The sequence below is a fragment of the Micrococcus sp. KRD026 genome (assembly GCF_017168445.1).
Lineage (GTDB): Bacteria > Actinomycetota > Actinomycetes > Actinomycetales > Micrococcaceae > Micrococcus > Micrococcus luteus.
The window spans coordinates 1-21,456 of record NZ_JABFBA010000004.1 but is presented as its reverse complement, the minus strand read 5'-3'; the positions used below and the strand labels follow the sequence as shown (position 1 = coordinate 21,456).

The window sequence follows — 21,456 nt, the reverse complement described above, 5'->3', positions numbered from 1 at the left end:
GGACAGGCCGGGGCGGCCGACCCTGGAGGGCCCAGCCCCGCTCAGCGGCGCCGCACGTACCGGGTGATCACCGCCGCGGCGACGGCCGCCAGCGCCAGCACGCCGAGCGCGGCGGGCAGGCTGAGGTCGCCGCGCTGGACGCCGAGCCCCCGCAGCGTCCAGAAGACGATCAGGGCGCACGTGAACATCACGCCGACGAACGTCCAGACCGACCGCAGCCCGGGTCCCAGCCCCGCACCGGGCCGGTGGCGGGGGTCGCGGGGATCGCGGTCGTCGCCGGGCTGACCGTGGTGGAGGGGAGGCATCGTCATGCGCTCCACCGTAGGGGCCACGGGCCGGGCCGGGCCAGGGCCACCGCGTAGGCTTGAGGCTCGTGAAGACCCTTGTGCTCGGCAACGGCGGCCGCGAACACGCGCTGCTCACCGCCCTCTCCCGTGATCCGCAGGTCAGCGCCCTCCACGCGGCGCCCGGCAACGCCGGCATGGCCGACCTCGCCACCCTCCACGCCGTCGAGGCCACCGACCCGGCCGCCGTCGTGGAGCTCGCGCGCGAGCTGGGGGCCGACCTCGTCGTCGTCGGTCCCGAGGCCCCGCTGGCCGCCGGCGTCTCCGACGCCCTGCGCGAGGCCGGGTTCGCCGTGTTCGGCCCCTCGCAGGCCGCCGCGCAGCTCGAGGCGTCCAAGGCCTTCGCCAAGGAGGTCATGGCCGCCGCGGGCGTGCCCACCGCCGGCTCCCGCGTGTGCACCACCGCCGCGGAGGCCGCCGCCGCCCTCGACGAGTTCGGCGCCCCCCACGTCGTCAAGGACGACGGCCTGGCCGCGGGCAAGGGCGTCGTGGTCACCTCCGACCGCGCCGAGGCCCTCGCCCACGCCGAGGCCTGCTTCGCCGTCGGCGGCACCGTGGTGGTCGAGGACTTCCTGGACGGTCCCGAGGTCTCCCTCTTCGTGATCTGCGACGGCGAGGACGCCGTCGCCCTCACCCCCGCGCAGGACTTCAAGCGCATCCACGACGGCGACGCCGGCCCCAACACCGGCGGCATGGGCGCGTACACGCCGCTGCCGTGGCTGCCCGAGGGCTTCACGGACGAGGTCATGGACCGCGTGGCCCGCCCCGTGCTCGCCGAGATGGCCCGCCGCGGCACCCCGTTCACGGGCGTCCTGTTCTGCGGCCTGGCCGTGACCGCCAAGGGCGTGGAGGTCATCGAGTTCAACGTGCGCTTCGGCGACCCCGAGACCCAGGCCGTGCTCGCCCGCCTCGAGACGCCCCTGGGCGGGCTGCTCGCCGACGCCGCGGCCGGCCGGCTCGGCGCGGACCGCCGGCTCGAGTGGAGCGACGACGTCGCCGTGGACGTGGTCATGGCCTCGGCCGGCTACCCGGCCTCCTCCTCGCGGGGCGACGTGATCACCGGGCTGGCCGACGCGGCCGCCCTCGAGGGCGTGCACGTGATCCACGCCGGCACCGCGGCGCAGGGCGAGGACGTGGTGACGGCGGGCGGCCGGGTGCTGGCCGTCGTCGGGCGCGGGGCGGACCTGGCCCAAGCGCGCGAGCGCGCCTACGCGGGCGTCGAGCGCATCCGGTTCGACGGCGCCCAGTGGCGCACGGACATCGGACTCAAGGCCGAGCGCGGCGAGATCACCGTGCCGGGGACGGAGGGAGCGAAGTGAGCGGGGAGCGCGTGGGGTTCACGGGGGCCGAGGCCCTCGAGCTGCCGGGCTGGCGGCACGTCTACTCGGGCAAGGTGCGGGACCTGTACGAGCCCGCTGACGCCGAGCCGGGGCGGTCCGCGACGCTGCTCGTGGTGGCCTCCGACCGGATCAGCGCCTACGACCACGTGCTGGAGCCGCCGATCCCGGACAAGGGCGCCATCCTCACCCGGCTGACCCTGTGGTGGTTCGAGAAGCTGGCCGAGGGCTACAACGGGGCCCACGCCGAGCCGGTCGAGCACCACGTGGTGAGCACGGACGTGCCCGCGGCCGTGGCCGGGCGGGCGATGATCGTCAAGCGCCTGGACATGTTCCCCGTGGAGTGCATCGCCCGCGGCTATCTGACCGGGTCCGGCCTGGTCGAGTACCGCGCGTCGGGCACGGTGGCCGGCCTGCCGCTGCCCGCCGGGCTCGTGGACGGCTCGCGGATCGACCCGCCGATCTTCACGCCGTCCGCGAAGGCCGAGGTCGGCGAGCACGACGAGAACATCACGTTCGAGCAGATGGTCGAGCGCGTGGGCACCGAGGCCGCCGAGCGCCTGCGGTTCCTCACCCTGGACCTGTACGCCCGCGCCGAGGCGATCGCCCGCGAGGCCGGCATCATCCTGGCGGACACGAAGGTCGAGTTCGGTGTGGACCCTGCCACCGGCCAGGTGGTGCTGGGCGACGAGGTCCTCACCCCGGACTCCTCCCGGTTCTGGGACGCCAGGGACTACGAGCCCGGCCGCCCCCAGGCGAGCTTCGACAAGCAGTTCGTCCGCGACTGGCTCACGGGCCCCGACTCCGGCTGGGACAAGACCAGCGGGGAGGCCCCGCCGGAGCTGCCCGCCGACGTCGTGGCCAAGACCCGCGACCGCTACGTGGAGGCGTACGAGCGCCTGACGGGCCGCCCCTTCGACGCCTGACCCGCACTTTCGAACGTGGGGTAGGCCCTCTGCCACGTTCGAAAGCGCGTCGGGCGCGCCACCCGTCAGGCGAGCGAGTCCTCCCAGGCCCGGTGCAGCGCCGCGAACCGCCCGTCGGCCGCCACCAGCTCGGCGGGGCTGCCGTCCTCGACGATCCGGCCGTCGTGCATCACGAGCACCCGGTCGGCGGTCTCGACGGTGCTGAGCCGGTGGGCGATGATCAGGGCCGTCCGGTTCCCCAACAGCCGCTCCAGCCCGGCCTGCACGAGTCGCTCGCTCGGCAGGTCCAGCGACGACGTCGCCTCGTCCAGGATCAGCACGGCGGGGTCCGCGAGGAACGCCCGCGCGAACGACACGAGCTGCCGCTGTCCCGCGCTCAGCCGCCCGCCGCGCTTGGCGACGTCGGTCGCGTAGCCCTCGGGCAGCCCCAGGATGAAGTCGTGCGCCCCCACCGCCCGGGCGGCCGCCTGGATCTCGGCCTCGGTGGCGTCGGGCCGGCCGAGGGCGATGTTCTCCGCGATCGACCCGGAGAACAGGAACGCCTCCTGGGTCACCATCACCACGTTGCGCCGCAGATCCGCCTGGCTGAGCTCGCGCAGCTCCACCCCGTCCAGCGTCAGCGAGCCGGCAGAGACGTCGTAGAACCGGGCGATGAGCTTGGCCAGCGTCGACTTGCCCGCACCCGTCTGGCCCACCACGGCCACGGTCTGCCCGGCCGGGATCACGAGGTCGAACTCCGGCAGCACCACCCGGTCCGGTCCGTAGCTGAACACCGCGTCCCGGAACTCCACCCGCCCGGACGCCACGCCCGTCCCCGGAGCGTCGGCCCCGGGCAGCGGCGTGGGCTCGGCGGCCTCCACCACGGTGGGCTCCTCCTCGAGCAGGCCGGAGACCTTCTCGAGCGCCGCCGTCGCGGACTGCAGCGACGAGTAGAACATCGCCACCATCTCCATGGGCTGGAACACGCGCCGTCCGGCCAGCAGGAGCGCCACGAGCACCCCCACCTCGAGGTCGCCGTCGAGGACGCGCAGGCCCCCGGTCACGAGCAGCGCCGCCACCGTCAGGTTGCCCGTCGCCACGAGCACCGGCTGCAGGATGCCGAACAGGTTGAGCGTGGCCACCATGTCGTCCCGGTAGGCCGTGGCCAAGTCGCGGTACCGCGCGTCGTTGTCCCGTTCCCGCCGGAAGGCCTGGACCGCGCGGATGCCGGTCATGGTCTCCACGAAGTGCACGATCGACCGCGCCGAGGACACCCGCGACCGCCGGTACGCCTCCTCGGACCGCACCTGGTACCAGCGCGTCACGATCGCCACCGGCACGGCCGCACCCAGCAGCACGAGGAACGACGGCGGGTCCAGCAGCAGGATGGACGCCGCGGTGAACGACATGAACATCAGCCCGGACACGAGCGAGGACACGCCCTGGTCCAGCAGCTCCCGCAGCGCCTCCAGGTCCGAGGTCTGCCGCGAGATCACCCGCCCGGACGTGTACCGCTCGTGGAAGCCGAGGCTCAGCCGCTGCGTGTGCCGGAACACGCGCAGCCGCAGGCTCAGCAGCATGGCCTGGCTCGCCCGCGCGGTGAGCCACGTGTACGCCCCCAGGAGGCCGCCGGAGATGAGGGCCGCCGCCACGTACGCCCCGCCCACGGGGACGAGGATGGGCCAGACGGATTCGTCGGCCCGCACGGCCTCGACGACGCGCGGCAGCTCCGCGTCGATCGCCCAGGCGATGATCAGCGGCCCGGCCGCCCGCGCCGCGTTGGACACGAGCACGAAGACCACGGTGAGCAGCAGCGTCCCCCGGACCGGCCGCGCGAGCTCGCCGAGCAGCCGGAAGGACCGGCGCCGGATGTAGCGGCGCTCCGCGCGGGTGTAGTCGAGGTCCTCTTCGGCCCCCACGCCGCGCACGCGGCTCACGTCGGCGGCGCTCATGCCTGCTCCTCCGGTCGGCTCGAGATGATGTGCCGGTACACGGCGCTGCGGGCCAGCAGTTCGGGGTGCGTCCCCACGTCCTCGATCCGCCCGTCCGCCAGCACCGCGACCCGGTCCGCCAGGGCCACGGTGGAGGGACGATGCGCCACGATCAGGGTGGTCGTCCCGTCGAGGACCTCGCGCAGGCGCGCGGTCACGGCCTCCTCGGTGCGCACGTCGAGGGCGGAGAGGGGGTCGTCCAGCACGAGCACGTCCGGGCGCGCCGCGATCGCGCGGGCGAGGGCGATCCGCTGGCGCTGTCCGCCGGAGAGGCTGAGGCCCTCCTCGCCGATCTCGGTCTCGACGCCGTCCGCCAGGTCCGCCACGAAGCCCGCCTGCGCGGTCTCGAGCGCGAGGTCGAGCAGGGCGTCCGCCGCGGGGGAGTGGAGGCCGTCCGCGAGCACGTCCGCCGGGGCGCCGAGCAGCACGTTCTGCCGGATGGTCGCGGAGAACAGCGTGGCGTCCTCGAACGCCACGGACACCCGCCGGCGCAGCTCCTCGAGCGGCATTTGGCGCACGTCCACCCCGTCCACGCAGACGGAGCCCGCCGTGACGTCGAGCAGCCGGGGGACCAGCTGCAGCAGCGTCGACTTGCCGGCGCCGGTCGCGCCGACCAGGGCCATCGTCTCGCCGGGCACCAGCTCGAGGTCGACGCCGTCGAGCAGGTCGCGCTCCCCGCGCCCCGGGTCCGCGTCCGGCCAGCGGAAGCGCACCCCGCGGAACGCGAGCGCGCCGGTGGCCGGGGGCACGACGGCGGCCTCCCCGGTGGGCGAGGCGATGTCCACGGGCGTGGCGAGGACGTCCACGTGGCGGTCGATCGCCGTGCGGGCCGAGAGCGTCATGCCCATCAGCTGGCCCACCGACTCGACCGGCCCGGCCAGCACGGCCGCGGTGGCGAAGTAGGCGGCGAGCGCGCCCACTGTCAGCTCCCCGGTCGCCACGAGCCACAGGCCCAGGGCGAGGCCCAGGCCCAGCACCGTCTCCGGCAGGGCCACGATGAGCGCGATGAACCGGGCCAGCACCGAGGCCTTGTGCACCTCGGTGCCCTGCAGCGTGCGGGCGCGCCCGCGGAAGCCGTCGAGGGCGTGCGCGCCGCGGCCGAACGCCTTGAGGACGCGGATGCCGTGCACCGACTCCTCGACGGACGTGGCGAGGTCCCCGGCCTGGTCCTGGGAGAGCCGGGACGCGGCGCGGAAGTCGTTGCGGAACCCGAACGACGCCCACATGATCGGCACGGCCGCGGCGAGGTAGAGCAGGGCCAGCTGCCAGGACAGCAGGAACAGCAGGACGAGGCCGACGGCGATGGTCACCACGTCCACCACGAGCATGACCGAGCCGAACGCGATCCACCGCCGCAGCAGCGAGAGGTCGCCCTGGGCCCGGGAGAGCAGCTGCCCCGAGGGCCACGCGTCGTGGAACGCCACCGGCAGGCGCTGGAGCCGTTCGAACAGGGCGATGCGCGCCCGGTTCTCCACCCCGGCGGCCGGCGGGAGGATGAAGTACCGGCGCAGGCCGATGAACGCGGCCTCGGCGAGGCCGAGCACGGTGAGCAGGCCGGCGGCCCGCCACACGTCCGCGCGGGAGTCGGGGGAGGAGGGCCCGGCGAGCACAGTCTGCGTGAACACGGTGTCCACGAGCAGGTGGATGACCTGCGGGATGGCCAGGGCCACGAGGCCCGCCGCCGTGGCCGAGGCGAGCCCGAGCACCCAGCGCGCCCGCACGCCCTCGAGGTACGGTGCGATCCCGCCCAGGGCGTCACGCAGGGACGAGGCGGCGGGAGAGGTGGCGCGGGTCACGGGGCTCCACTGTACCCGCGGCCGCGGACGGGACAGGCGGCTCAGCCCCGCGGGACCAGGTCCAGCACCACGGCCTCGGGCCGGCACGCGAACCGCACGGGCGCGGACGGCGCGGTCCCCAGGCCGGCCGACACCTCGAGGGGGACGGTCCGCCCCGCGGCCGTCCACGTCGAGACCCCGGAGGCCTGTCGGCGGGGCAGGTCGCAGTTGGTGACGAGCGCGCCGAGGAACGGCACGCACACCTGCCCGCCGTGGGTGTGGCCGGCGAGCAGCAGGTCGGCGCCGTCGGCGGTCATGGCGTCCAGCACGCGGCGGTACGGGGCGTGGGTGACGCCCAGCCGGAACCGCCCGTCGTCGCCGGGCCGCCCGGCGCCGTCGTCGGGCGCGGAGCCGGGGAAGCCGGCCCAGGCGTCCAGACCGAGGTGCGGGTCGTCGGTGCCGGCGGCGAGGACCTCGAGCGTGGTCCCGGCGCGGGTCGGCACGGCCAGAGCGGCGCCCCGGTTCGTCAGGTCGGCCCAGCCGGCGGCGCGGAACGCGCCGAACAGGACGTCGGAGGGAAGCCGGGGCCGGTCCGCGTCCATGCGCGAGGGGCCCGCGAAGTACCGGAGGGGGTTGGCCGCCTTGGGCGCGTAGTAGTCGTTGGAGCCGGGCACGAACACGCCGGGCCGCGCCAGCAGCGGCCCGAGCGCGTCGAGCACGAGCGGCACCGACGCCGCGGCGGACACGTTGTCACCCGTGTTGACCACGAGGTCCGGCTCGAGTGCATCCAATCCGCGCAGCCACGCCCGCTTGGCCCGGTGCCGGGGCAGCAGGTGGATGTCCGAGAGGTGCAGCACCCGCAGCGGCGCCGACCCGGCCGGCAGCACGGCCAGTCGGTGCGTGCGCACCGTCCGGGCCTCGGCCTCGGCGAGGCCCCAGGCCAGGCCGAGGCCCGCCGTCGCGGCCAGCCCGGCGGCGGCAGGCGCTGCGGCGCGGAACATGCGCCGGGCGGGGGAGGCGGCGGGGCGCATCGCGGTCAGAAGCCCGGGACCGCCTGGGGCTGCGGCCCGCCCCGGTCCAGGTCGTCGATGGTGAACTGGCGTCCGTCCGGGTGCTCGCCGGCCTCGCCCGGGTCCTCCGACTGCGGGCCGTCCCACTCGGGCAGTTCACCCGGCGGGAACTTCTCCTTGGCCAACTGGTTGTACTCGAGCCAGGACGGGCCGTTGATGGAGGTCGAGTAGAACGGGTTGCGGACCTCGCCGTTGACGGTCTCGCCCGTCATGGACTTCAGGTTGTTGTAGCGGCCGGTCCACACGGCGGTGGCCAGCTCGCTGGTGAATCCGACGAACCACGTGGAGGACACGTTGTCGTTCGTGCCCGTCTTGCCGCCGAACTCGTAGCCGGCGCCCTCCTCGGCGATGTTGAAGCCGCCGATGTGGCGCAGGACCGGCATCAGCTCCCGGACGTGGTCCGGGTCGATGACCTGGTCGCACTGCGGGTCGGCGACGTCGTACTGGTTGCCGGCGGTGTCCGTGACCTCCAGGATGGCGCGCGGCTCGCAGTACAGGCCGTTCGCGGCGATGGCGGCGTACGCGCCGGCCAAGGACAGCGGGGCCACCGAGTCCTTGCCGAGCAGGAAGGACGGGTCGTCCGGCTGCAGCGGGGAGCTGTCCAGGGCGCGGGTGATGCCCAGCTGGGTGGTGAGGCTCGTGATGTCGCACAGGTCCAGCTGGTACGCGGTGGCGACGGTCGGGGTGTTCACGGACCAGAAGAGGCCCTCGTCCACGCGCACCTGCCGCAGCATGCCCGGGATCACGTTCTTGAACTGCCAGGTGCCGCCGATCGTGGTGTAGCCGCCCGGGCGGCACGAGGCCGCGAAGCGCGTGCCCGTGGGGTAGACGTTCCGGGAGGCGTCCACGGAGTCGACCAGGCGGTTGCCGTTGCGCAGCCACGTCAGGGCCACGAAGGGCTTGAGCGTGGAGCCGGCCTGGAAGCCCTGGCCGCCGCCCCACTGCTTGTCCACATTGAAGTTCAGCGAGGTGTGGCCGAGCTCGTCCTGGATGGCGTACTCGGTGTTCTGGGCCATGGTGCGGATGTTGCCGGTGCCGGCCTCCACCGAGGTGAGCGCGTGGCCGGCGCCCAGCGACTCGTTGTTGGGCACGGAGGCGCGCAGGTTCTTCTCGGTCTCCTTCTGGAGCGTCGAGTCGATCGTCGTGCGGATGGTGAGTCCGCCGCGGTCCAGCAGGGCCTGGCGGGACTGGACGTCCGGGCCGAACGTGGGGTCGGCGAGGATCTGCCGCTCCACGTAGTCGCAGAAGTAGGCGCCGAACTTGGCGTAGAGGCAGCCCGAGGGGCGGGACTCCATCACCACCTCCATCGGCTGGGCGACGGCGTGGTCGTACTCCTCCTGGGAGAGGTAGCCGTTGTCCTTCATCGCGTTCAGCACGAGGTTGCGCCGCTCCGTGGCCTCCTCCGGATTGCGGGCCGGGTTGAACCGGGTGGGGGACTGGACCATGCCGGCCAGCGTGGCGGCCTCCCAGCTCTCCAGGTCGGCGGCGGACTTGCCGAACACGTACTGCGAGGCGGCCTCGACGCCGTAGGCGCGGCCGGAGAACAGCACGATGTTGAGGTAGCCCTCGAGGATCTCGTCCTTCGACATCTGCTTCTCGACGGCGACGGCGAGCTTGATCTCCTTGACCTTGTCCGCGATGTTCTTGGAGCCGGAGAGGGTGAGGCGGGAGTCGCCGCGGATCTGCTGCACGTTCACCAGCATGTTGTTCACGAACTGCTGGGTGAGGGTGGAGGCGCCCTGCGTGGAGTCGGAGGTGGCGTTGTTCACGGTCGCGCGGATGAGGCCGCGCGCGTCCACGCCGTCGTGATCGTAGAAGCGCTCGTCCTCGATGGCCACGATCGCGTGCTGCATGTGCTCCGAGATCTCGTCCAGCGGGACCGGGGTGCGGTTCTCCTCGTAGAAGACGGCGATCTCCTCACCGTCCTCCGAGAGGATGCGCGACGGCACGGAGACCGGCTCCGTGGGCAGCTCGTCCGGCAGCTCGTCCAGCATCTCCCGGCCCGACGCGGCGGCGACACCGGCCAGGCCCGCGACGGGCAGCAGGAGGGCCGCCACGAGCAGGCCGGCCACCGCCGAGAGGCCCACGAAGGCGAGGAGGCGGCCGAGGGCGCTCGAGGGCGCGGGGAAGCGGGTCGTGCGGGAGGCCATGGGCGCGAGTGTAGCGCGGGCGCCTGGGACCTCTTCCGGGGTCCGCGCCGGTGGCTAGGGTGGGTCCCATGACTCAGCAGACGCAGTGGGAGTACGCCACGATCCCCCTCCTCATCCACGCGACCAAGCAGATCCTCGACCAGTGGGGCGAGGACGGCTGGGAGCTCGTCACGGTGATCCCGGGCCCCGAGGGGAACAACCCCGTGGCCTACCTCAAGCGTCCGAAGGCGGCGTGAACGTGACGGAGCAGTCCTCGGCCCCCACCTGGGGCGACGGCGCCGTCGCGGCCCGCCTCGCGGAGCTCGGCATCGACCGACCCGCCGTCGCGGCGCCGGTCGGCTCCTACGTCCCGGCGCTGCGGGACGGCGACCTCGTGCTGACCTCCGGCCAGCTCCCCTTCGTGGCCGGCGCCCTGCCCGCCACCGGCAAGGTGGGCGCGGAGGTCACCCCCGAACGCGCCCAGGAGCTCGCGCGGGCATGCGCCGTGAACGCGGTGGCCGCGGTGCACGAGCTGGTGGGCGACCTGGACCGGGTCGCCCAGGTCGTCAAGGTCGTCGGCTTCGTGGCCTCCGACCCCGCGTTCACCGGTCAGCCCGGCGTGGTGAACGGCGCCTCGGACGTGCTGGCCGAGATCTTCGGCGAGGCCGGCCGCCACGCGCGCTCCGCCGTCGGCGTGGCCGTGCTGCCCATGGACGCTCCCGTCGAGGTGGAGATCACCGTCCGTGTCCGCTGACCCGGCCGGCCTGCTGCTGCCGGTCCCGGGGCAGGAGGAGGACCTCACCCGCCAGTGGCTGGACCGGCGCTTCCGCCAGGTCCGCCCCGCCCGGCCCGGGTCGTCCGTCGTGCTCGTGCGGGACGGCGACAACGGCCCGGAGGTCTTCCTCCGTCACCGCGCGGGACGCACCCCGCTCGGCCGCGTGGGTCTGCCCGGCGGCGCGCTCATCGAGTCCGACGCCGACTCCTGCCCGTGGTACGGGCCCGAGCCCTCCCAGTGGGCCCGCACGTTCGGGACCACGGACCGGCGGCGTGCGCGGCAGCACGTGGTGGCCGCCGTCCGTGAGCTCCACGACGAGGCCGGAGTGCTCCTCGCCGGTCGCTCCGACACGGACGTCGTGTCCACGGCGCGCATCGAGACCTGGGGCGGGGGCCGCAGCTCCCTCGAGGAGGGCTCGGAGAGTCTGCCCCATCTGCTGGCCGCGCGTGGCCTCGGGGTGCGCGCCGACCTGCTGCGCCCCGTCATGCGCTGGCGATCCGCGCCCCACGTCCACCGACGCTTCGACACGGCCGTGTTCGCCACGATGACCCCACCGCTGCAGTCCGCGCCGGCATCCGAGGAACCCGGTCCCGAACTTCAGGCGTGGGTGTCCGCGCGTCGCGCGCTCGCCGGCCCGCTGCGGCTGCCCGGACCCGCCGGGGCGGAGGGCACGGCACCCTTCGACCAGGTGGCGACCCCGCTGACGCAGGTGATCGTGCGTCGGGTCGCGGCACACCGGACGGCCGCCGCCTTCCTGCTCTCCGTCACGCCCTGTGCCCGGCGCGGCCCCGTGCCGGAATACCACCTGGTCACCGAGGCCGGCGACGACGGCACCCCCCGGATGCGCGTGGAGCGGGCCACCCGGGTCTGACCGGGGTGGCCCGCTCCACGGCGGCGGGGGGCGTCAGCGCGAACGCTGGCGCAGACGCTGCAGGTCCAGGATGACCACGGCGCGGTTCTCCAGGCGGATCCAGCCGCGCTGAACGAACTCGGCCAGGGCCTTGTTCACGGTCTCGCGGGACGCGCCCACCAGCTGGGCGAGCTCCTCCTGCGTGAGGTCGTGCGCCACCAGCAGGCCGTCCGCGGCCGGGCGGCCGAAGCGGTCCGCGAGGTCCAGGAGCGCCTTGGCCACGCGGCCCGGCACGTCCGAGAACACCAGGTCCGCCAGGGATTCGTTGGTCTTGGACAGGCGCTGGGCCAGGGCCTGGAGCAGCTGGACCGACACGTCCGGCGACGAGGCGATGGCGCGGCGCAGGTTCTCGTGGCGCAGACCGGCCAGGCGCGTGGCGGAGACCGCGGTGGCGGTGGCGTTGCGCGGGGCGGGGTTGAACAGGGCCATCTCGCCGAAGATCTCGCCGGGGCCGAGCACGGCCACGAGGTTCTCGCGGCCGTCCGAAGCGGTGCGGCCGAGCTTTATCTTGCCGGACATGATCACGTACAGCTGATCGCCCTGGTCGCCCTCGTGGAACGCGGACGCGCCGCGGGAGAGCTCCACCTCGGTCAGCTCCGAGGTGAGGATGGCGAACACCTCGTCGTCCAGGTTGGTGAACAGCGGAGCCTTCCGCAGAACCTCGAGATCCATGTGTGCGTGTCCTCTCTGTGGCCAGTTCCTCACACCGCGGCGGAGGAGCCGCCCGGTTCACTGGCGTCCATTGTGCCCCATACCCCCGCGCGGGCCGATACCCTGGATCCTCCACCGGGCGCGCGGGCGGTCCCCGTGCGTGGCCGGTGCCGTCGCATCCGAAGGAGGTCGCCCATGCCGCTGGGTCTGACGTGGCTGGACGTCCTGCTCATCGTCGCGCTCGCGATGCTCCTGGTCCAGGGCCACCGTCGCGGCCTGTGGGTGGTGCTGGGCAACCTCGTCGGCCTGGTCGGCGGTGCCGCGATCGCGTTCTACGCCCTGCCGGAGGTGGCGGAGTTCGTCACCGCGCCGCAGTGGCGGTGGGCCGCGCTGATCGCCACCCTCGTCCTGCTCGTGGCGGCGGGCCAGTACGTGGGCGCCGCCATCGGCGAGGCGATCCGGCTGCGCGTGAACCTGCCGGCCCTGCGACTCGTCGACCGCCTGCTCGGCGCGCTCGCCGCCGGTCTCGCGGGCGCCCTCGTCCTCTGGCTCGTGGCGTTCTCCATCGCGGCCTCCGGCTCCACCGCGGTCACCCGTGAGGTGAACCGCTCGCAGGTGATCACGGCGCTGGACACCGTGATGCCCGACTCGCTCCTGGCCTGGGCCGCCCGCTCGCGCTCCGCCGTCGCCGACCTGGACGTGCTGCCGGAGCTCGAGCTGCCCGCCCCCGTCCCGGAGTCCGACGACGGCGTCCGCGCCGCCCCGGCCCCGGCCGCGACGCCGGGTCTGCCCTCGGCCGCCTCCTCCCCGTCCGACACCGCGACGTCCGCCCCGTCCGCCTCGGCGACCCCCGAGGAGCCCGACGACGCCGCCGCGCCGTCGGCCACGACGACCGCCCCCGCCTCGTCGACGTCGACGGCCGCCCCCTCGACTCCCGCCGCCTCCTCGGCGTCGGCCGCCGTCGTCCGGCTGACCGGGACGGCCGCGCAGTGCAGCCAGGTGCAGAGCGGCTCGGGCGTGGCCGTGGCCCCGGACCGCGTGCTCACGAACGCGCACGTGGTCCTCGGCGTGGACGCCCCCACCGTGACGGACCGCGCCCGCGGCGTGCACGCGGCGCGGATCGTCCACCTGGACACGGCGCACGACCTCGCCGTCCTGGCGGTCGACGACGCGAACCTGCCCGTCATGCCGGTCGGCGCCGAGCTGACGGGCGGCGCGTCGGCCTCCGTCCTGGGCTATCCCGACGGCGGCCCGTTCGCCTCCACCCCCGCGACCGTGCAGGCCGTCGGCGAGGTGCCGCTCGGCGACGTCCTGACCGGTGCCGCGAGCATGGTGGACGTCTACACCCTCGCGGCGGACATCCGCCACGGCTACTCGGGCGGCCCGGTGGTGGACACGGCCGGGAACCTGGCCGGTCTGGTGTTCGCCCGGGCCCCGGGCTCGGACGCCGTCGGCTACGCCCTGACGGCGGACACCATCGCCCCCGTCGTCGCCGCGGCCCCGGAAATGACGGCCACGGTCCCTTCGGGGGACTGCGTCCCGGGCGGCTGAGCCGGCGCCGCGCCACGCGCCTGATGCCCGCATTCCGGACCGGACTGTCCGGCAACGGCCCGTGTCGACTATTGTGTCCTCCGTCACACTCGAGTTTTCCCGACCCCCGGAGGTCCTGCATGTCCAGCACCGTCTCCGCGCCCGCGTCGGCGCCGAAGCGCACCCGGGAGGAGTTCACCGGCCGGTGGGCCTTCATCCTGGCGGCCATCGGCTCCGCCGTGGGCCTCGGCAACATCTGGCGCTTCCCCTACGTCGCCTATGAGAACGGCGGCGGCGCGTTCGTCATCCCCTACCTGATCGCGCTGCTCACCGCGGGCATCCCGCTCCTGTTCTTCGACTACGCGATCGGCCACCGCTTCCGCGGCTCCGCGCCGCTGGCGTTCCGGCGCCTGTCCCGGTGGACCGAGACCGTCGGCTGGTGGCAGGTGCTCATCTGCGTCGTCATCGGGATCTACTACGCCGCGATCATCGGCTGGGCGATCATGTACACCTGGTTCTCCGTGGACCAGCGGTGGGGCGAGGACCCGGAGACCTTCCTCATGGGCGACTACCTGCAGGTCGCCGACGACCCGTCCCCGTCCTTCGACTTCGTCTCGGGCGTCTTCTGGCCCATGCTCGCCGTCTGGGTGATCACGCTGCTCATCATGGGCTTCGGCGTGCGCCGGGGCGTGGCCCTGGCCTCGATGGTCGGCATCCCGCTGCTCGTCGTGATGTTCCTGATCCTCGTCGGCATCGCCCTCACCCTGCCGGGCGCCGCCCAGGGCCTGGACGCGCTGTTCACGCCGAACTGGGCCGCGCTGGCGGACCCGGGCGTCTGGATCGCCGCCTACGGTCAGATCTTCTTCTCGCTGTCCGTCGGCTTCGGCATCATGATCACCTACGCCTCCTACCTCAACCGCCGCACGAACCTCACCGGCTCCGGCCTGGTGGTCGGCTTCTCCAACTCGGGCTTCGAGATCCTGGCCGGCATCGGCGTGTTCTCCGCCCTGGGCTTCATGGCGCAGGCCTCCGGCGTGTCCGTGGCCGAGGTGGCCGGCAGCGGCATCGGCCTGGCGTTCATCGCCTTCCCCACCCTGATCTCGCAGGCCCCGCTCGGCGCCCTGATCGGCGTGCTGTTCTTCGGCTCGCTCGTGGTCGCCGGCTTCACCTCGCTGATCTCGATCCTCGAGGTCGTCATCTCCGCCGTGAAGGACAAGCTCGGCTGGGGCCGCTGGACGGCCACGATCGTGGTGATCGGCCTGTCCGGGGTGGTCTCCCTCGCCCTGTTCTCCACCACCACGGGCCTGCAGATGCTGGACACCATGGACGCGTTCGCCAACAACTTCGGCATCGTGGGCGCGGCGCTCCTGTCAGTGCTCCTGGTCACCGGTGCGCTGGGCTCGGCCCGTCGCATCACGGCGCACCTCAACGCCGTCTCCTCCTTCAAGGTCGGCCGCGGGTACGTGCTGCTGATCGGCGTGCTCATGCCGATCGTGCTCGCCTACATCTGGCTCTCCTGGATCATGAAGGTGATCGCGGAGGGCTATGAGGGCTACCCGGGCGACTTCCTCGGCGTCTTCGGCTGGGGCATCGCGCTCGGCTCCGTCGCCCTGGCGATCCTGCTCTCCCTGATCCCGTGGTCCCGCAAGTCCAACCTCTACGCCGAGGACCTGGACAGCGAGATCCACGGCGACCTCATCCCGCACAACGCCGTGCCCGAGGGCACCGTCCCCACCGGCGCCCTGCCGGTGGTGCCCGCGGCCGCCACCCGGAAGGAGCTCTGACCGATGAGCACCGCAGCGATCGTCATGATGTCCCTGGCCATCCTCCTGGTGTGGGGCGGCCTCGCGGTCTCCGCCGTCCACCTGCTCCGCCACCCGGACGACTCCTCGGGCGACCTCGCCATCGAGGACGAACTGGCCCCCGCCGTGTGGGAGCGCGAGGATGGCCGTCTCGACGCGCAGCACCGGTGAGTCGATGAGGGCCCCCGGTCCGTCCGCAGCGGCCCCGTCCGCGGCCTCGGTCGCCGACGGGGCCGCGGGCGTGGTCTCCGCCTCCCTGCCGGTCGTGGCGGTGGACGGGAGCCTGCCGGCCCCGCCCTACCGGCAGATCGTGGACGCGGTCCTGGCCGGCGTCGCCTCCGGATCCCTCGCCCGCGGGGACCGACTGCCGCCCGTGCGTGCGCTCGCGGCCGAGCTCGGCGTGGCACCGGGCACCGTGGCCCGGGCCTACAAGGAGCTCGAGGCGCACGGCACCATCCGCACCCGGGGGCGCGCGGGCACGTTCGTGGCCGCCTCGGCGGACGCCCGCGCGGACGCCGCGCACCAGGCCGTGCGCCGCTGTCTCGACACCCTGCTCGAACGCCTCGGCTACACGCCCGACGAGGCCGTGGAGCTGGTCCGGCGGGACGCGGCCGCCCGCGCCTGAGCCGGGCCCGCCCACCGACGACGCCGCCCCGGACCGCACACAGCGTGCGGACCGGGGCGGCGTCGTCGTGCCGGCTCAGGCCTTCGGGGCGAGCGTCTCCACGATGCGCTGCATGACCGTGGGGTCGGCCAGCGTGGTGGAGTCGCCCGGGTCGCGGCCCTCGGCCACGTCCTTGAGCAGGCGGCGCATGATCTTGCCGGAGCGCGTCTTGGGCAGCTCGGGGACCACGAGCACGCGCTTGGGCTTGGCGATGGGGCCGATGTTCTTGCCCACGTGCTGCCGCAGCTCCTCCTCGACCTCGGCGACGTCGCGATCGGCCGCGGCGGCGTCCTCGGTGAGCAGGACGAACGCGACGACCGCCTCGCCCGTGGTCTCATCCTTCGCGCCGACCACCGCGGACTCGGCCACGGACGGGTGCGCCACGAGGGAGGACTCGATCTCGGTGGTGGACAGGCGGTGGCCGGAGACGTTCATGACGTCGTCCACGCGGCCCAGCAGCCAGATGTCGCCGTCCTCGTCGTAGCGGGCGCCGTCGCCGGCGAAGTACATGCCGGGGAAGCGGGACCAGTAGGTCTCCTTGAAGCGCTCCCGGTCGCCCCAGATGCCGCGCAGCATGGACGGCCACGGCTCGCGCACCACGAGGAAGCCCGCGCTCGTGTCCGTCATGGGCTCGCCGAGCTCGTCCACGACCTCCAGCACGACGCCGGGCACCGGCCTCTGGGCGGAACCGGGCTTGAGGGTGGTCACGCCGGGCAGCGGGGTGAGCATGTGGGCGCCTGTCTCGGTCTGCCACCAGGTGTCCACGATGGGGCAGCGGCCGGCGCCGATGACCTCGTGGTACCAGCGCCAGGCCTCCGGGTTGATGGCCTCGCCCACGGAGCCGAGCACGCGCAGGCTGGAGAGGTCGTACTCGTCCGGGATGTGCCGGCCCCACTTCATGAACGTGCGGATCGCCGTCGGCGCCGTGTAGAGGATGCTCACGCCGTACTTCTGCACGATCTCCCACCAGCGGCCCTGGTGCGGGGAGTCCGGGGTGCCCTCGTAGATCACCTGGGTGGCGCCGTTGACCAGTGGCGCATAGGCGACGTAGGAGTGCCCGGTGACCCAGCCGACGTCGGCGGTGCACCAGAAGACGTCCGACTCCGGGTGCAGGTCGAAGGTGTCGTGGTGGGTGGCCGCGGCCTGCACGAGGTAGCCGCCGGTGGTGTGCAGGATGCCCTTCGGCTTCCCGGTGGTACCGGAGGTGTAGAGGATGTAGAGCGGGTGCTCGGCGTCGTGCCACACGAGCTCGTGCTCGTCGGACTGGGCGTCCACGACGTCGTGCCACCACAGGTCGCGGCCCTCGGTCATCTCGACCTCGGCCTCGTTGCGGCGGACCACGAGCACGTGCTCGGCGGTGTGGCCGGGCGCGGAGAGGGCCTGGTCCACGGCGGGCTTGAGCATGGAGGGCTTGCCGCGGCGGAAGGAGCCGTCGGCCGTGACGACGAGCTTGGCCTCGGCGTCGTCCACGCGGGAGCGCAGGGCGTCGGAGGAGAAGCCGCCGAAGACCACGGAGTGGACCGCGCCGATGCGCGCGCACGCGAGCATCGTGATGACGGCCTCGGGGATCATCGGCAGGTAGACGGCCACGCGGTCTCCCTTGGTCACGCCGAGGGACTCGAACGCGTTGGCGGCGCGCCGGACCTCGGCGGCCAGGTCGGCGTAGGTGTAGGTGCGGGTGTCACCGGGCTCGCCCTCGAAGTGGATGGCCACGCGGTCGCCGTGGCCGGCCTCGACGTGGCGGTCCAGGGCGTTGTACGCGGCGTTGGTGGTGCCGCCGACGAACCACTTCGCGAAGGGTGCGTCGGACCAGTCCAGGACGTCGGTGAAGTCCTGCTCCCAGTGCAGTACCTCGCGGGCGCGGCGGGCCCAGTAGGCCAGGCGGTCCTCGGCGGCCTCCTCGTACAGGCCGGCTCCGGCCACCGCCTGGGCGGCGAACTCGGCCGGGGGCGGGAACGTGGGGATCTGCTCGTCCATCGACGGGGTCCTTTCGGGGTGGTGCGGTCGGTGCGTGGCGCGGATGTGACGCGTCCCACACTAGTCTCCCGCCTCAGCATGCCGCGCGCGGCGCCGTCGCCACAAATCCTCGGGTCCTGTGTGTCGCATCGCGCCCGGAAGCGGGGGCCGGACCCGGTGTGGACGTCGGCATGCGCCCCGCTCCCTAGGTGTAGGAGGGCATGACGTTGTTGACTCGGGCCGGGGCCAGTGAGGCCGGAGGAGCGTCTCCGCAGGAGGTATGAGGCCGATGGTAGTTGTAGTGGTTCACCCACACCGCCAGGGCCTCACGCCGAGCTTGCTCTGAGGAGTACGGGCGGGCGTAGAGGACCTGTTAGCGTGAGTCATGAGCGGGTCTCTTCTGGCAGGTGGGTTGTTGAGGAACTTCCATCCTGCGGCAGGGGCCCGCTCGTCTCATCTCAGCCCGTACCCCGTGGCAAGAACCTCATGACCCACAACACCTAGGATGGTCGGACCTGAGCGGATCGCACGAGGCGGGAGGACGCGCGGATGGAGACGGAGCCGACGGACACGCCGACCGGGGAGACCCGGCTGGCCCTGGTGCGCCGGGCACGGCGGATCAACCGGATCCTGGCCGAGACGTACCCGTACGCCGTCGCCGAGCTGGACTTCGAGACGCCGTTCGAGCTGCTCGTGGCCACGGTGCTGTCCGCCCAGACCACCGACGTGCGGGTCAACGCGGCCACGCCGGCGCTGTTCGCCCGCTTCCCGGACGCCCACGCGATGGCCGCGGCCACCGAGCCCGAGCTGCAGGAGCTCGTGCGCTCCACGGGGTTCTACCGGAACAAGGCCTCCGCGATCCTGCGGCTGTCCCAGGAGCTCGTGGCCCGGCACGACGGCGAGGTCCCCGCCCGTCTCGAGGACCTCGTGGCGCTGCCCGGGGTGGGGCGCAAGACCGCGTTCGTGGTGCTCGGCAACGCCTTCGGCCAGCCCGGGATCACCGTGGACACGCACGTCGGCCGGCTGGCCCGACGCCTGGGGTTCACGGACGAGACCGACCCGGTGAAGGTGGAGCACGCCGTGGGCGCCCTGTTCCCGCGCCGTGACTGGACGATGCTCTCCCACCGGCTGATCTTCCACGGCCGCCGCGTGTGCCACGCGCGCCGCCCGGCGTGCGGGGCGTGCCCGATCGCCCGCTGGTGCCCGTCCTACGGCGAGGGGGAGACCGACCCCGAGCGGGCGCGCGCCCTGCTCGCCTACGAGCTCAAGCCCGGCCGGGAGGAGCTGCTCGCGCTCCTGCGCGCGGGGCGGACGCGCCGGGAGCTGCGCGCCCTCGGCCACGGACTGGAGGCCTGACCGCCCGGCTGGTCCACCCGCTCAGCCCGCGGTGAGGCCCGCGAGGATCGCGTCGACGGCCCGGCGCGCGTGCACCCCCACGCCCGCGAGCGTGGCCGAGGCGGCCCCGCACCAGTCGTCGTAGCCGAGCAGGTGCAGCCCCGGCACGTCCACCGAGGCGGTCGGCAGCGCACGCTCCGTCGCCGGCGCCCCGGAGGGGCGGCGGGTCAGCTCGAGGCTCCGCAGGTGGCGCAGGTCCGCCCGGAAGCCCGTGCACCAGACGACGTCGTCCACCGGGTGCTCGGTGCCGCGCACCCGGGCCGCGGCGCGGCTGGCGGCGGGCCAGCCGTGGCTCGCGCCGGCGTCGTGGTCCCAGCGGACGCCGTCCGGCGTGAGCGCGGTGGGCGCGGGGACCGCGTGGAGCCCGGCCTCGTCGCGGGCGCGGATCACCGAGGGCACCATGACGATGTCCCCGAGGTCGCCCACGCGCGCCTCGGAGCGGCCCAGCACGCGCGCCGAGGCCCGATCGAAGAGCACCCGCCCGTCCACGTCGTCCGGCATGAACCGGGGCGGACGCCGGGTGGCCCACGTGGTGGCGACACCCGCCAGCAGCAGGTCAGCCGCGATCTGGGCGCCCGAGTTGCCGCCGCCCACCACGAGGACGCGCCGCCCGGCGAACGCGGCGGGGGAGCGGTACGCGGCGGAGTGCCGCTGCGTGCCGCCGAAGCGGTCGGCGCCCGGGAGAGCCGGCACGAACGGGCGGGTGAACGAGCCGGTCGCGGAGACCACCGCGCGGGCGCTCAGGGCCGTGCCGTCCTCGAGCCGCAGGGCGAACGGCGGGGACGCGGCGGCGTCGTGCGTCACCGCCGCGACGCGCACGCCCCGGCGCACCGGCAGCCCGTAGCGGTCCTCGTAGTCGGCCAGGTACGCGACGACATGCCCGGCGTCCGGGGTGCCGGGGCCGGGCGACGGCGGCATGGGCCGGCCCGGCAGGGAGGAGTGCTCGGCGGGGGAGAACAGGCGCAGGGAGTCCCAGTGGTGCGGCCACGCGCCGCCGGGGTGGGCGGACGCGTCGAGCAGGACGAACGACGGCGGCGGGCCCGGCCGGCGCCCGCGGTCGACGTCCCGCGCGGCCCGCGCCAGGAAGTAGCCGGCCGCCAGTCCGGCCTGGCCGGCGCCGATCACCGCGACGTCCACCGGATCCGGAGACGCGGTGGACGCCGGGGGCGAGGTCAGGGGAGCCGTCATGCCCCGAGGCTACGACCGGCGACTAGCGTGGGGGCCATGTCTGAGACCCCCGCGAGCCCCCGCCCGACCTCCCGCGACGCCGCCGGGACGTCCGACGCGTCCCTGGCGGGCGCGCGTGAGCAGCTGGCGGACCTCGTGGCCCGGTGGGGCGCGCCCCCTGCGGAGGCGCCCGGTCACCACGACCCGGCGTCGCTCACGACGGTCCCGCCCGAGGCCGTGCCGATGTGGGGCTTCGACTGGCCCCGGTCCGGCGATCCGCGCCCCTCCGCCGTGCTGATCCTGTTCGGCGCCCTCGACGACGTCCCCGCCCGTCACGACGCCGGGCGCGTGCACCCGCACGTGGACGTGCTGCTGACCCAGCGCGCCGCCACCCTGCGCCAGCACGCCGGGCAGATCGCGTTCCCCGGCGGTCGCGTCGACCCCGAGGACGGCGACGTCGTGGCCACGGCCCTGCGCGAGGCGCAGGAGGAGACCGGCCTGGACCCGGCCGGCGTGGAGGTCCTGGGCGTGCTGCCGGCGGTGCCGGTGGTGGTCTCCGGGCACGTGGTGCACCCGGTGCTCGGGTGGTGGCGGGACCCCAGCCGCGTGGCGGTGGTCGACCAGGCCGAGGCCGCGGCCGTGTTCCGGATGCCGGTCGCGGACCTGGTGGACCCCGCGAACCGGTGCCGCGTGGCCCGGCCCGGCGGCCGCCGCGGCGAGACGCCGGGCTTCCTCGTGGGCGAGCGCCTGGTGTGGGGGTTCACGGCGGCGCTGCTCGACCGCGTGCTGGCGCTGCTGGGCTGGGACGTGCCGTGGGACGACTCCCGCGTGCGCGACGCGCGGACCCACCGGATCCTGCGCGACTGACGGCTGCGCGCCGCCGCCCGCTCCTGCACAGGCGCCGGAGGGCGGGCCCGTGTCCCCAGCGGCGGGACCGGGGGCGCGGGCACCCGGGCGGGACGGTGGACTGGACGGGCCGGCGGCCGCGGACCGCGGCGGCCGCCCCGACCCGCAGGAGGCCCGCCATGCGCCCGTTCGTCCCCGCCGCCCCGGCC

General features: G+C 74.2%; 19 protein-coding genes and 1 pseudogene. 11 read left to right on the top strand and 9 right to left on the bottom strand.

All coding sequences use genetic code 11. The features are described 5' to 3' along the window. Positions 1 to 41: 41 nt before the first annotated feature. Complete coding sequence (locus tag J1M40_RS01025; RefSeq protein ID WP_119217829.1) at positions 42 to 311, bottom strand: hypothetical protein; 270 nt, start codon at positions 309 to 311, stop codon at positions 42 to 44. A gap of 62 nt (positions 312 to 373) precedes the next feature. On the opposite strand from J1M40_RS01025, the gene purD reads away from it, so the two are divergent. Next, positions 374 to 1,663, top strand: a complete 1,290-nt coding sequence (gene purD / locus J1M40_RS01020; RefSeq protein WP_119217830.1) for a phosphoribosylamine--glycine ligase — start codon at positions 374 to 376, stop codon at positions 1,661 to 1,663. After that, entirely contained in the window at positions 1,660 to 2,607 is a 948-nt protein-coding gene (locus tag J1M40_RS01015) for a phosphoribosylaminoimidazolesuccinocarboxamide synthase (RefSeq protein WP_119217831.1), read from the top strand. Before purD ends, J1M40_RS01015 begins: the two co-directional genes overlap by 4 nt. A 65-nt stretch (positions 2,608 to 2,672) precedes the next feature. Here the strand turns inward: J1M40_RS01015 and J1M40_RS01010 are convergent, their stop codons facing one another. Genes J1M40_RS01010 through J1M40_RS00995 form a run of 4 tightly spaced genes read right to left on the bottom strand, consistent with a single transcriptional unit; the run spans position 2,673 to position 9,572 of the window. Beyond that, the gene (locus J1M40_RS01010) at positions 2,673 to 4,538 is read right to left on the bottom strand and encodes an ABC transporter ATP-binding protein (RefSeq protein ID WP_144819985.1); all 1,866 of its coding nucleotides are present in this window, start codon (positions 4,536 to 4,538) and stop codon (positions 2,673 to 2,675) included. Then, positions 4,535 to 6,373 (bottom strand): ABC transporter ATP-binding protein, encoded by a 1,839-nt coding sequence (locus J1M40_RS01005; RefSeq protein ID WP_119217833.1) that lies wholly within the window; start codon positions 6,371 to 6,373, stop codon positions 4,535 to 4,537. Before J1M40_RS01005 ends, J1M40_RS01010 begins: the two co-directional genes overlap by 4 nt. 41 nt (positions 6,374 to 6,414) lie before the next feature. After that, positions 6,415 to 7,383 (bottom strand): metallophosphoesterase, encoded by a 969-nt coding sequence (locus J1M40_RS01000; protein WP_036314271.1) that lies wholly within the window; start codon positions 7,381 to 7,383, stop codon positions 6,415 to 6,417. A 5-nt stretch (positions 7,384 to 7,388) separates the two neighbouring features. After that, a complete protein-coding gene (locus tag J1M40_RS00995) occupies positions 7,389 to 9,572 on the bottom strand; it encodes a transglycosylase domain-containing protein (protein ID WP_102708561.1) in 2,184 nt (727 codons plus the stop codon). 68 nt (positions 9,573 to 9,640) lie between these two features. Here J1M40_RS00995 and J1M40_RS00990 point away from each other — a divergent pair, with 68 nt between their 5' ends. From J1M40_RS00990 to J1M40_RS00980, 3 genes are read left to right on the top strand one after another with little or no spacing between them, the layout of a single operon-like run. Beyond that, complete coding sequence (locus J1M40_RS00990; RefSeq protein WP_010080276.1) at positions 9,641 to 9,808, top strand: DUF4177 domain-containing protein; 168 nt, start codon at positions 9,641 to 9,643, stop codon at positions 9,806 to 9,808. Further along, the gene (locus J1M40_RS00985) at positions 9,805 to 10,305 is read left to right on the top strand and encodes a RidA family protein (protein ID WP_020628330.1); all 501 of its coding nucleotides are present in this window, start codon (positions 9,805 to 9,807) and stop codon (positions 10,303 to 10,305) included. The genes J1M40_RS00990 and J1M40_RS00985 overlap by 4 nt, the downstream gene beginning before the upstream one ends. Then, the gene (locus J1M40_RS00980; protein WP_144819983.1) at positions 10,295 to 11,197 is read left to right on the top strand and encodes an NUDIX hydrolase; all 903 of its coding nucleotides are present in this window, start codon (positions 10,295 to 10,297) and stop codon (positions 11,195 to 11,197) included. Before J1M40_RS00985 ends, J1M40_RS00980 begins: the two co-directional genes overlap by 11 nt. A 33-nt stretch (positions 11,198 to 11,230) precedes the next feature. Here J1M40_RS00980 and J1M40_RS00975 read toward each other — a convergent pair whose 3' ends face one another. Continuing rightward, entirely contained in the window at positions 11,231 to 11,908 is a 678-nt protein-coding gene (locus J1M40_RS00975) for a Crp/Fnr family transcriptional regulator (RefSeq protein WP_002854021.1), read from the bottom strand. Between the two features lie 174 nt (positions 11,909 to 12,082). Here J1M40_RS00975 and J1M40_RS00970 point away from each other — a divergent pair, with 174 nt between their 5' ends. From J1M40_RS00970 to J1M40_RS00955, 4 genes are all read left to right on the top strand, one after another. Next, the gene (locus J1M40_RS00970) at positions 12,083 to 13,438 is read left to right on the top strand and encodes a MarP family serine protease (RefSeq protein ID WP_041103985.1); all 1,356 of its coding nucleotides are present in this window, start codon (positions 12,083 to 12,085) and stop codon (positions 13,436 to 13,438) included. Between the two features lie 119 nt (positions 13,439 to 13,557). Next, on the top strand, positions 13,558 to 15,201 hold the full coding sequence (locus tag J1M40_RS00965) for a sodium-dependent transporter (RefSeq protein WP_036314281.1): 1,644 nt from the start codon (positions 13,558 to 13,560) through the stop codon (positions 15,199 to 15,201). A 3-nt stretch (positions 15,202 to 15,204) separates the two neighbouring features. Then, positions 15,205 to 15,390, top strand: coding sequence for a methionine/alanine import family NSS transporter small subunit (locus J1M40_RS00960; RefSeq protein ID WP_049144840.1), 186 nt, complete (start codon positions 15,205 to 15,207; stop codon positions 15,388 to 15,390). After that, positions 15,362 to 15,844, top strand: coding sequence for a GntR family transcriptional regulator (locus J1M40_RS00955; RefSeq protein ID WP_049144842.1), 483 nt, complete (start codon positions 15,362 to 15,364; stop codon positions 15,842 to 15,844). Before J1M40_RS00960 ends, J1M40_RS00955 begins: the two co-directional genes overlap by 29 nt. A 75-nt stretch (positions 15,845 to 15,919) precedes the next feature. On the opposite strand, the gene acs is transcribed toward J1M40_RS00955, so the two are convergent. After that, positions 15,920 to 17,860 (bottom strand): acetate--CoA ligase, encoded by a 1,941-nt coding sequence (gene acs, locus J1M40_RS00950; RefSeq protein ID WP_144819982.1) that lies wholly within the window; start codon positions 17,858 to 17,860, stop codon positions 15,920 to 15,922. A gap of 184 nt (positions 17,861 to 18,044) precedes the next feature. Further along, a pseudogene (locus J1M40_RS00945) lies at positions 18,045 to 18,212 on the bottom strand (integrase core domain-containing protein); the annotation flags it as partial. Between the two features lie 176 nt (positions 18,213 to 18,388). Between J1M40_RS00945 and nth the strand changes: the two are divergent. Further along, entirely contained in the window at positions 18,389 to 19,195 is an 807-nt protein-coding gene (gene nth / locus J1M40_RS00940; protein ID WP_144820118.1) for an endonuclease III, read from the top strand. Between the two features lie 21 nt (positions 19,196 to 19,216). On the opposite strand, the gene J1M40_RS00935 is transcribed toward nth, so the two are convergent. Continuing rightward, a complete protein-coding gene (locus tag J1M40_RS00935) occupies positions 19,217 to 20,422 on the bottom strand; it encodes an NAD(P)-binding domain-containing protein (RefSeq protein WP_166437438.1) in 1,206 nt (401 codons plus the stop codon). A 36-nt stretch (positions 20,423 to 20,458) separates the two neighbouring features. Between J1M40_RS00935 and J1M40_RS00930 the strand changes: the two genes are divergently transcribed. Further along, positions 20,459 to 21,268 carry a CoA pyrophosphatase gene (locus J1M40_RS00930; protein WP_206450373.1) on the top strand — a complete coding sequence of 270 codons (810 nt, stop codon included), beginning with the start codon at positions 20,459 to 20,461 and terminating at the stop codon, positions 21,266 to 21,268. Positions 21,269 to 21,456: the final 188 nt, after the last annotated feature.

Bases quoted from the DNA above. Each gene is read 5' to 3' on its own strand.
- J1M40_RS01025 (WP_119217829.1), bottom strand. From the start codon at position 311: ATGACGATGCCTCCCCTCCACCACGGTCAGCCCGGCGACGACCGCGAT.
- J1M40_RS01010 (WP_144819985.1), bottom strand. From the start codon at position 4,538: ATGAGCGCCGCCGACGTGAGCCGCGTGCGCGGCGTGGGGGCCGAAGAG.
- J1M40_RS01000 (WP_036314271.1), bottom strand. From the start codon at position 7,383: ATGCGCCCCGCCGCCTCCCCCGCCCGGCGCATGTTCCGCGCCGCAGCG.
- J1M40_RS00995 (WP_102708561.1), bottom strand. From the start codon at position 9,572: ATGGCCTCCCGCACGACCCGCTTCCCCGCGCCCTCGAGCGCCCTCGGC.
- J1M40_RS00990 (WP_010080276.1), top strand. From the start codon at position 9,641: ATGACTCAGCAGACGCAGTGGGAGTACGCCACGATCCCCCTCCTCATC.
- J1M40_RS00975 (WP_002854021.1), bottom strand. From the start codon at position 11,908: ATGGATCTCGAGGTTCTGCGGAAGGCTCCGCTGTTCACCAACCTGGAC.
- J1M40_RS00970 (WP_041103985.1), top strand. From the start codon at position 12,083: ATGCCGCTGGGTCTGACGTGGCTGGACGTCCTGCTCATCGTCGCGCTC.
- J1M40_RS00965 (WP_036314281.1), top strand. From the start codon at position 13,558: ATGTCCAGCACCGTCTCCGCGCCCGCGTCGGCGCCGAAGCGCACCCGG.
- J1M40_RS00960 (WP_049144840.1), top strand. From the start codon at position 15,205: ATGAGCACCGCAGCGATCGTCATGATGTCCCTGGCCATCCTCCTGGTG.
- J1M40_RS00955 (WP_049144842.1), top strand. From the start codon at position 15,362: ATGGCCGTCTCGACGCGCAGCACCGGTGAGTCGATGAGGGCCCCCGGT.
- acs (WP_144819982.1), bottom strand. From the start codon at position 17,860: ATGGACGAGCAGATCCCCACGTTCCCGCCCCCGGCCGAGTTCGCCGCC.
- nth (WP_144820118.1), top strand. From the start codon at position 18,389: ATGGAGACGGAGCCGACGGACACGCCGACCGGGGAGACCCGGCTGGCC.
- J1M40_RS00935 (WP_166437438.1), bottom strand. From the start codon at position 20,422: ATGACGGCTCCCCTGACCTCGCCCCCGGCGTCCACCGCGTCTCCGGAT.
- J1M40_RS00930 (WP_206450373.1), top strand. From the start codon at position 20,459: ATGTCTGAGACCCCCGCGAGCCCCCGCCCGACCTCCCGCGACGCCGCC.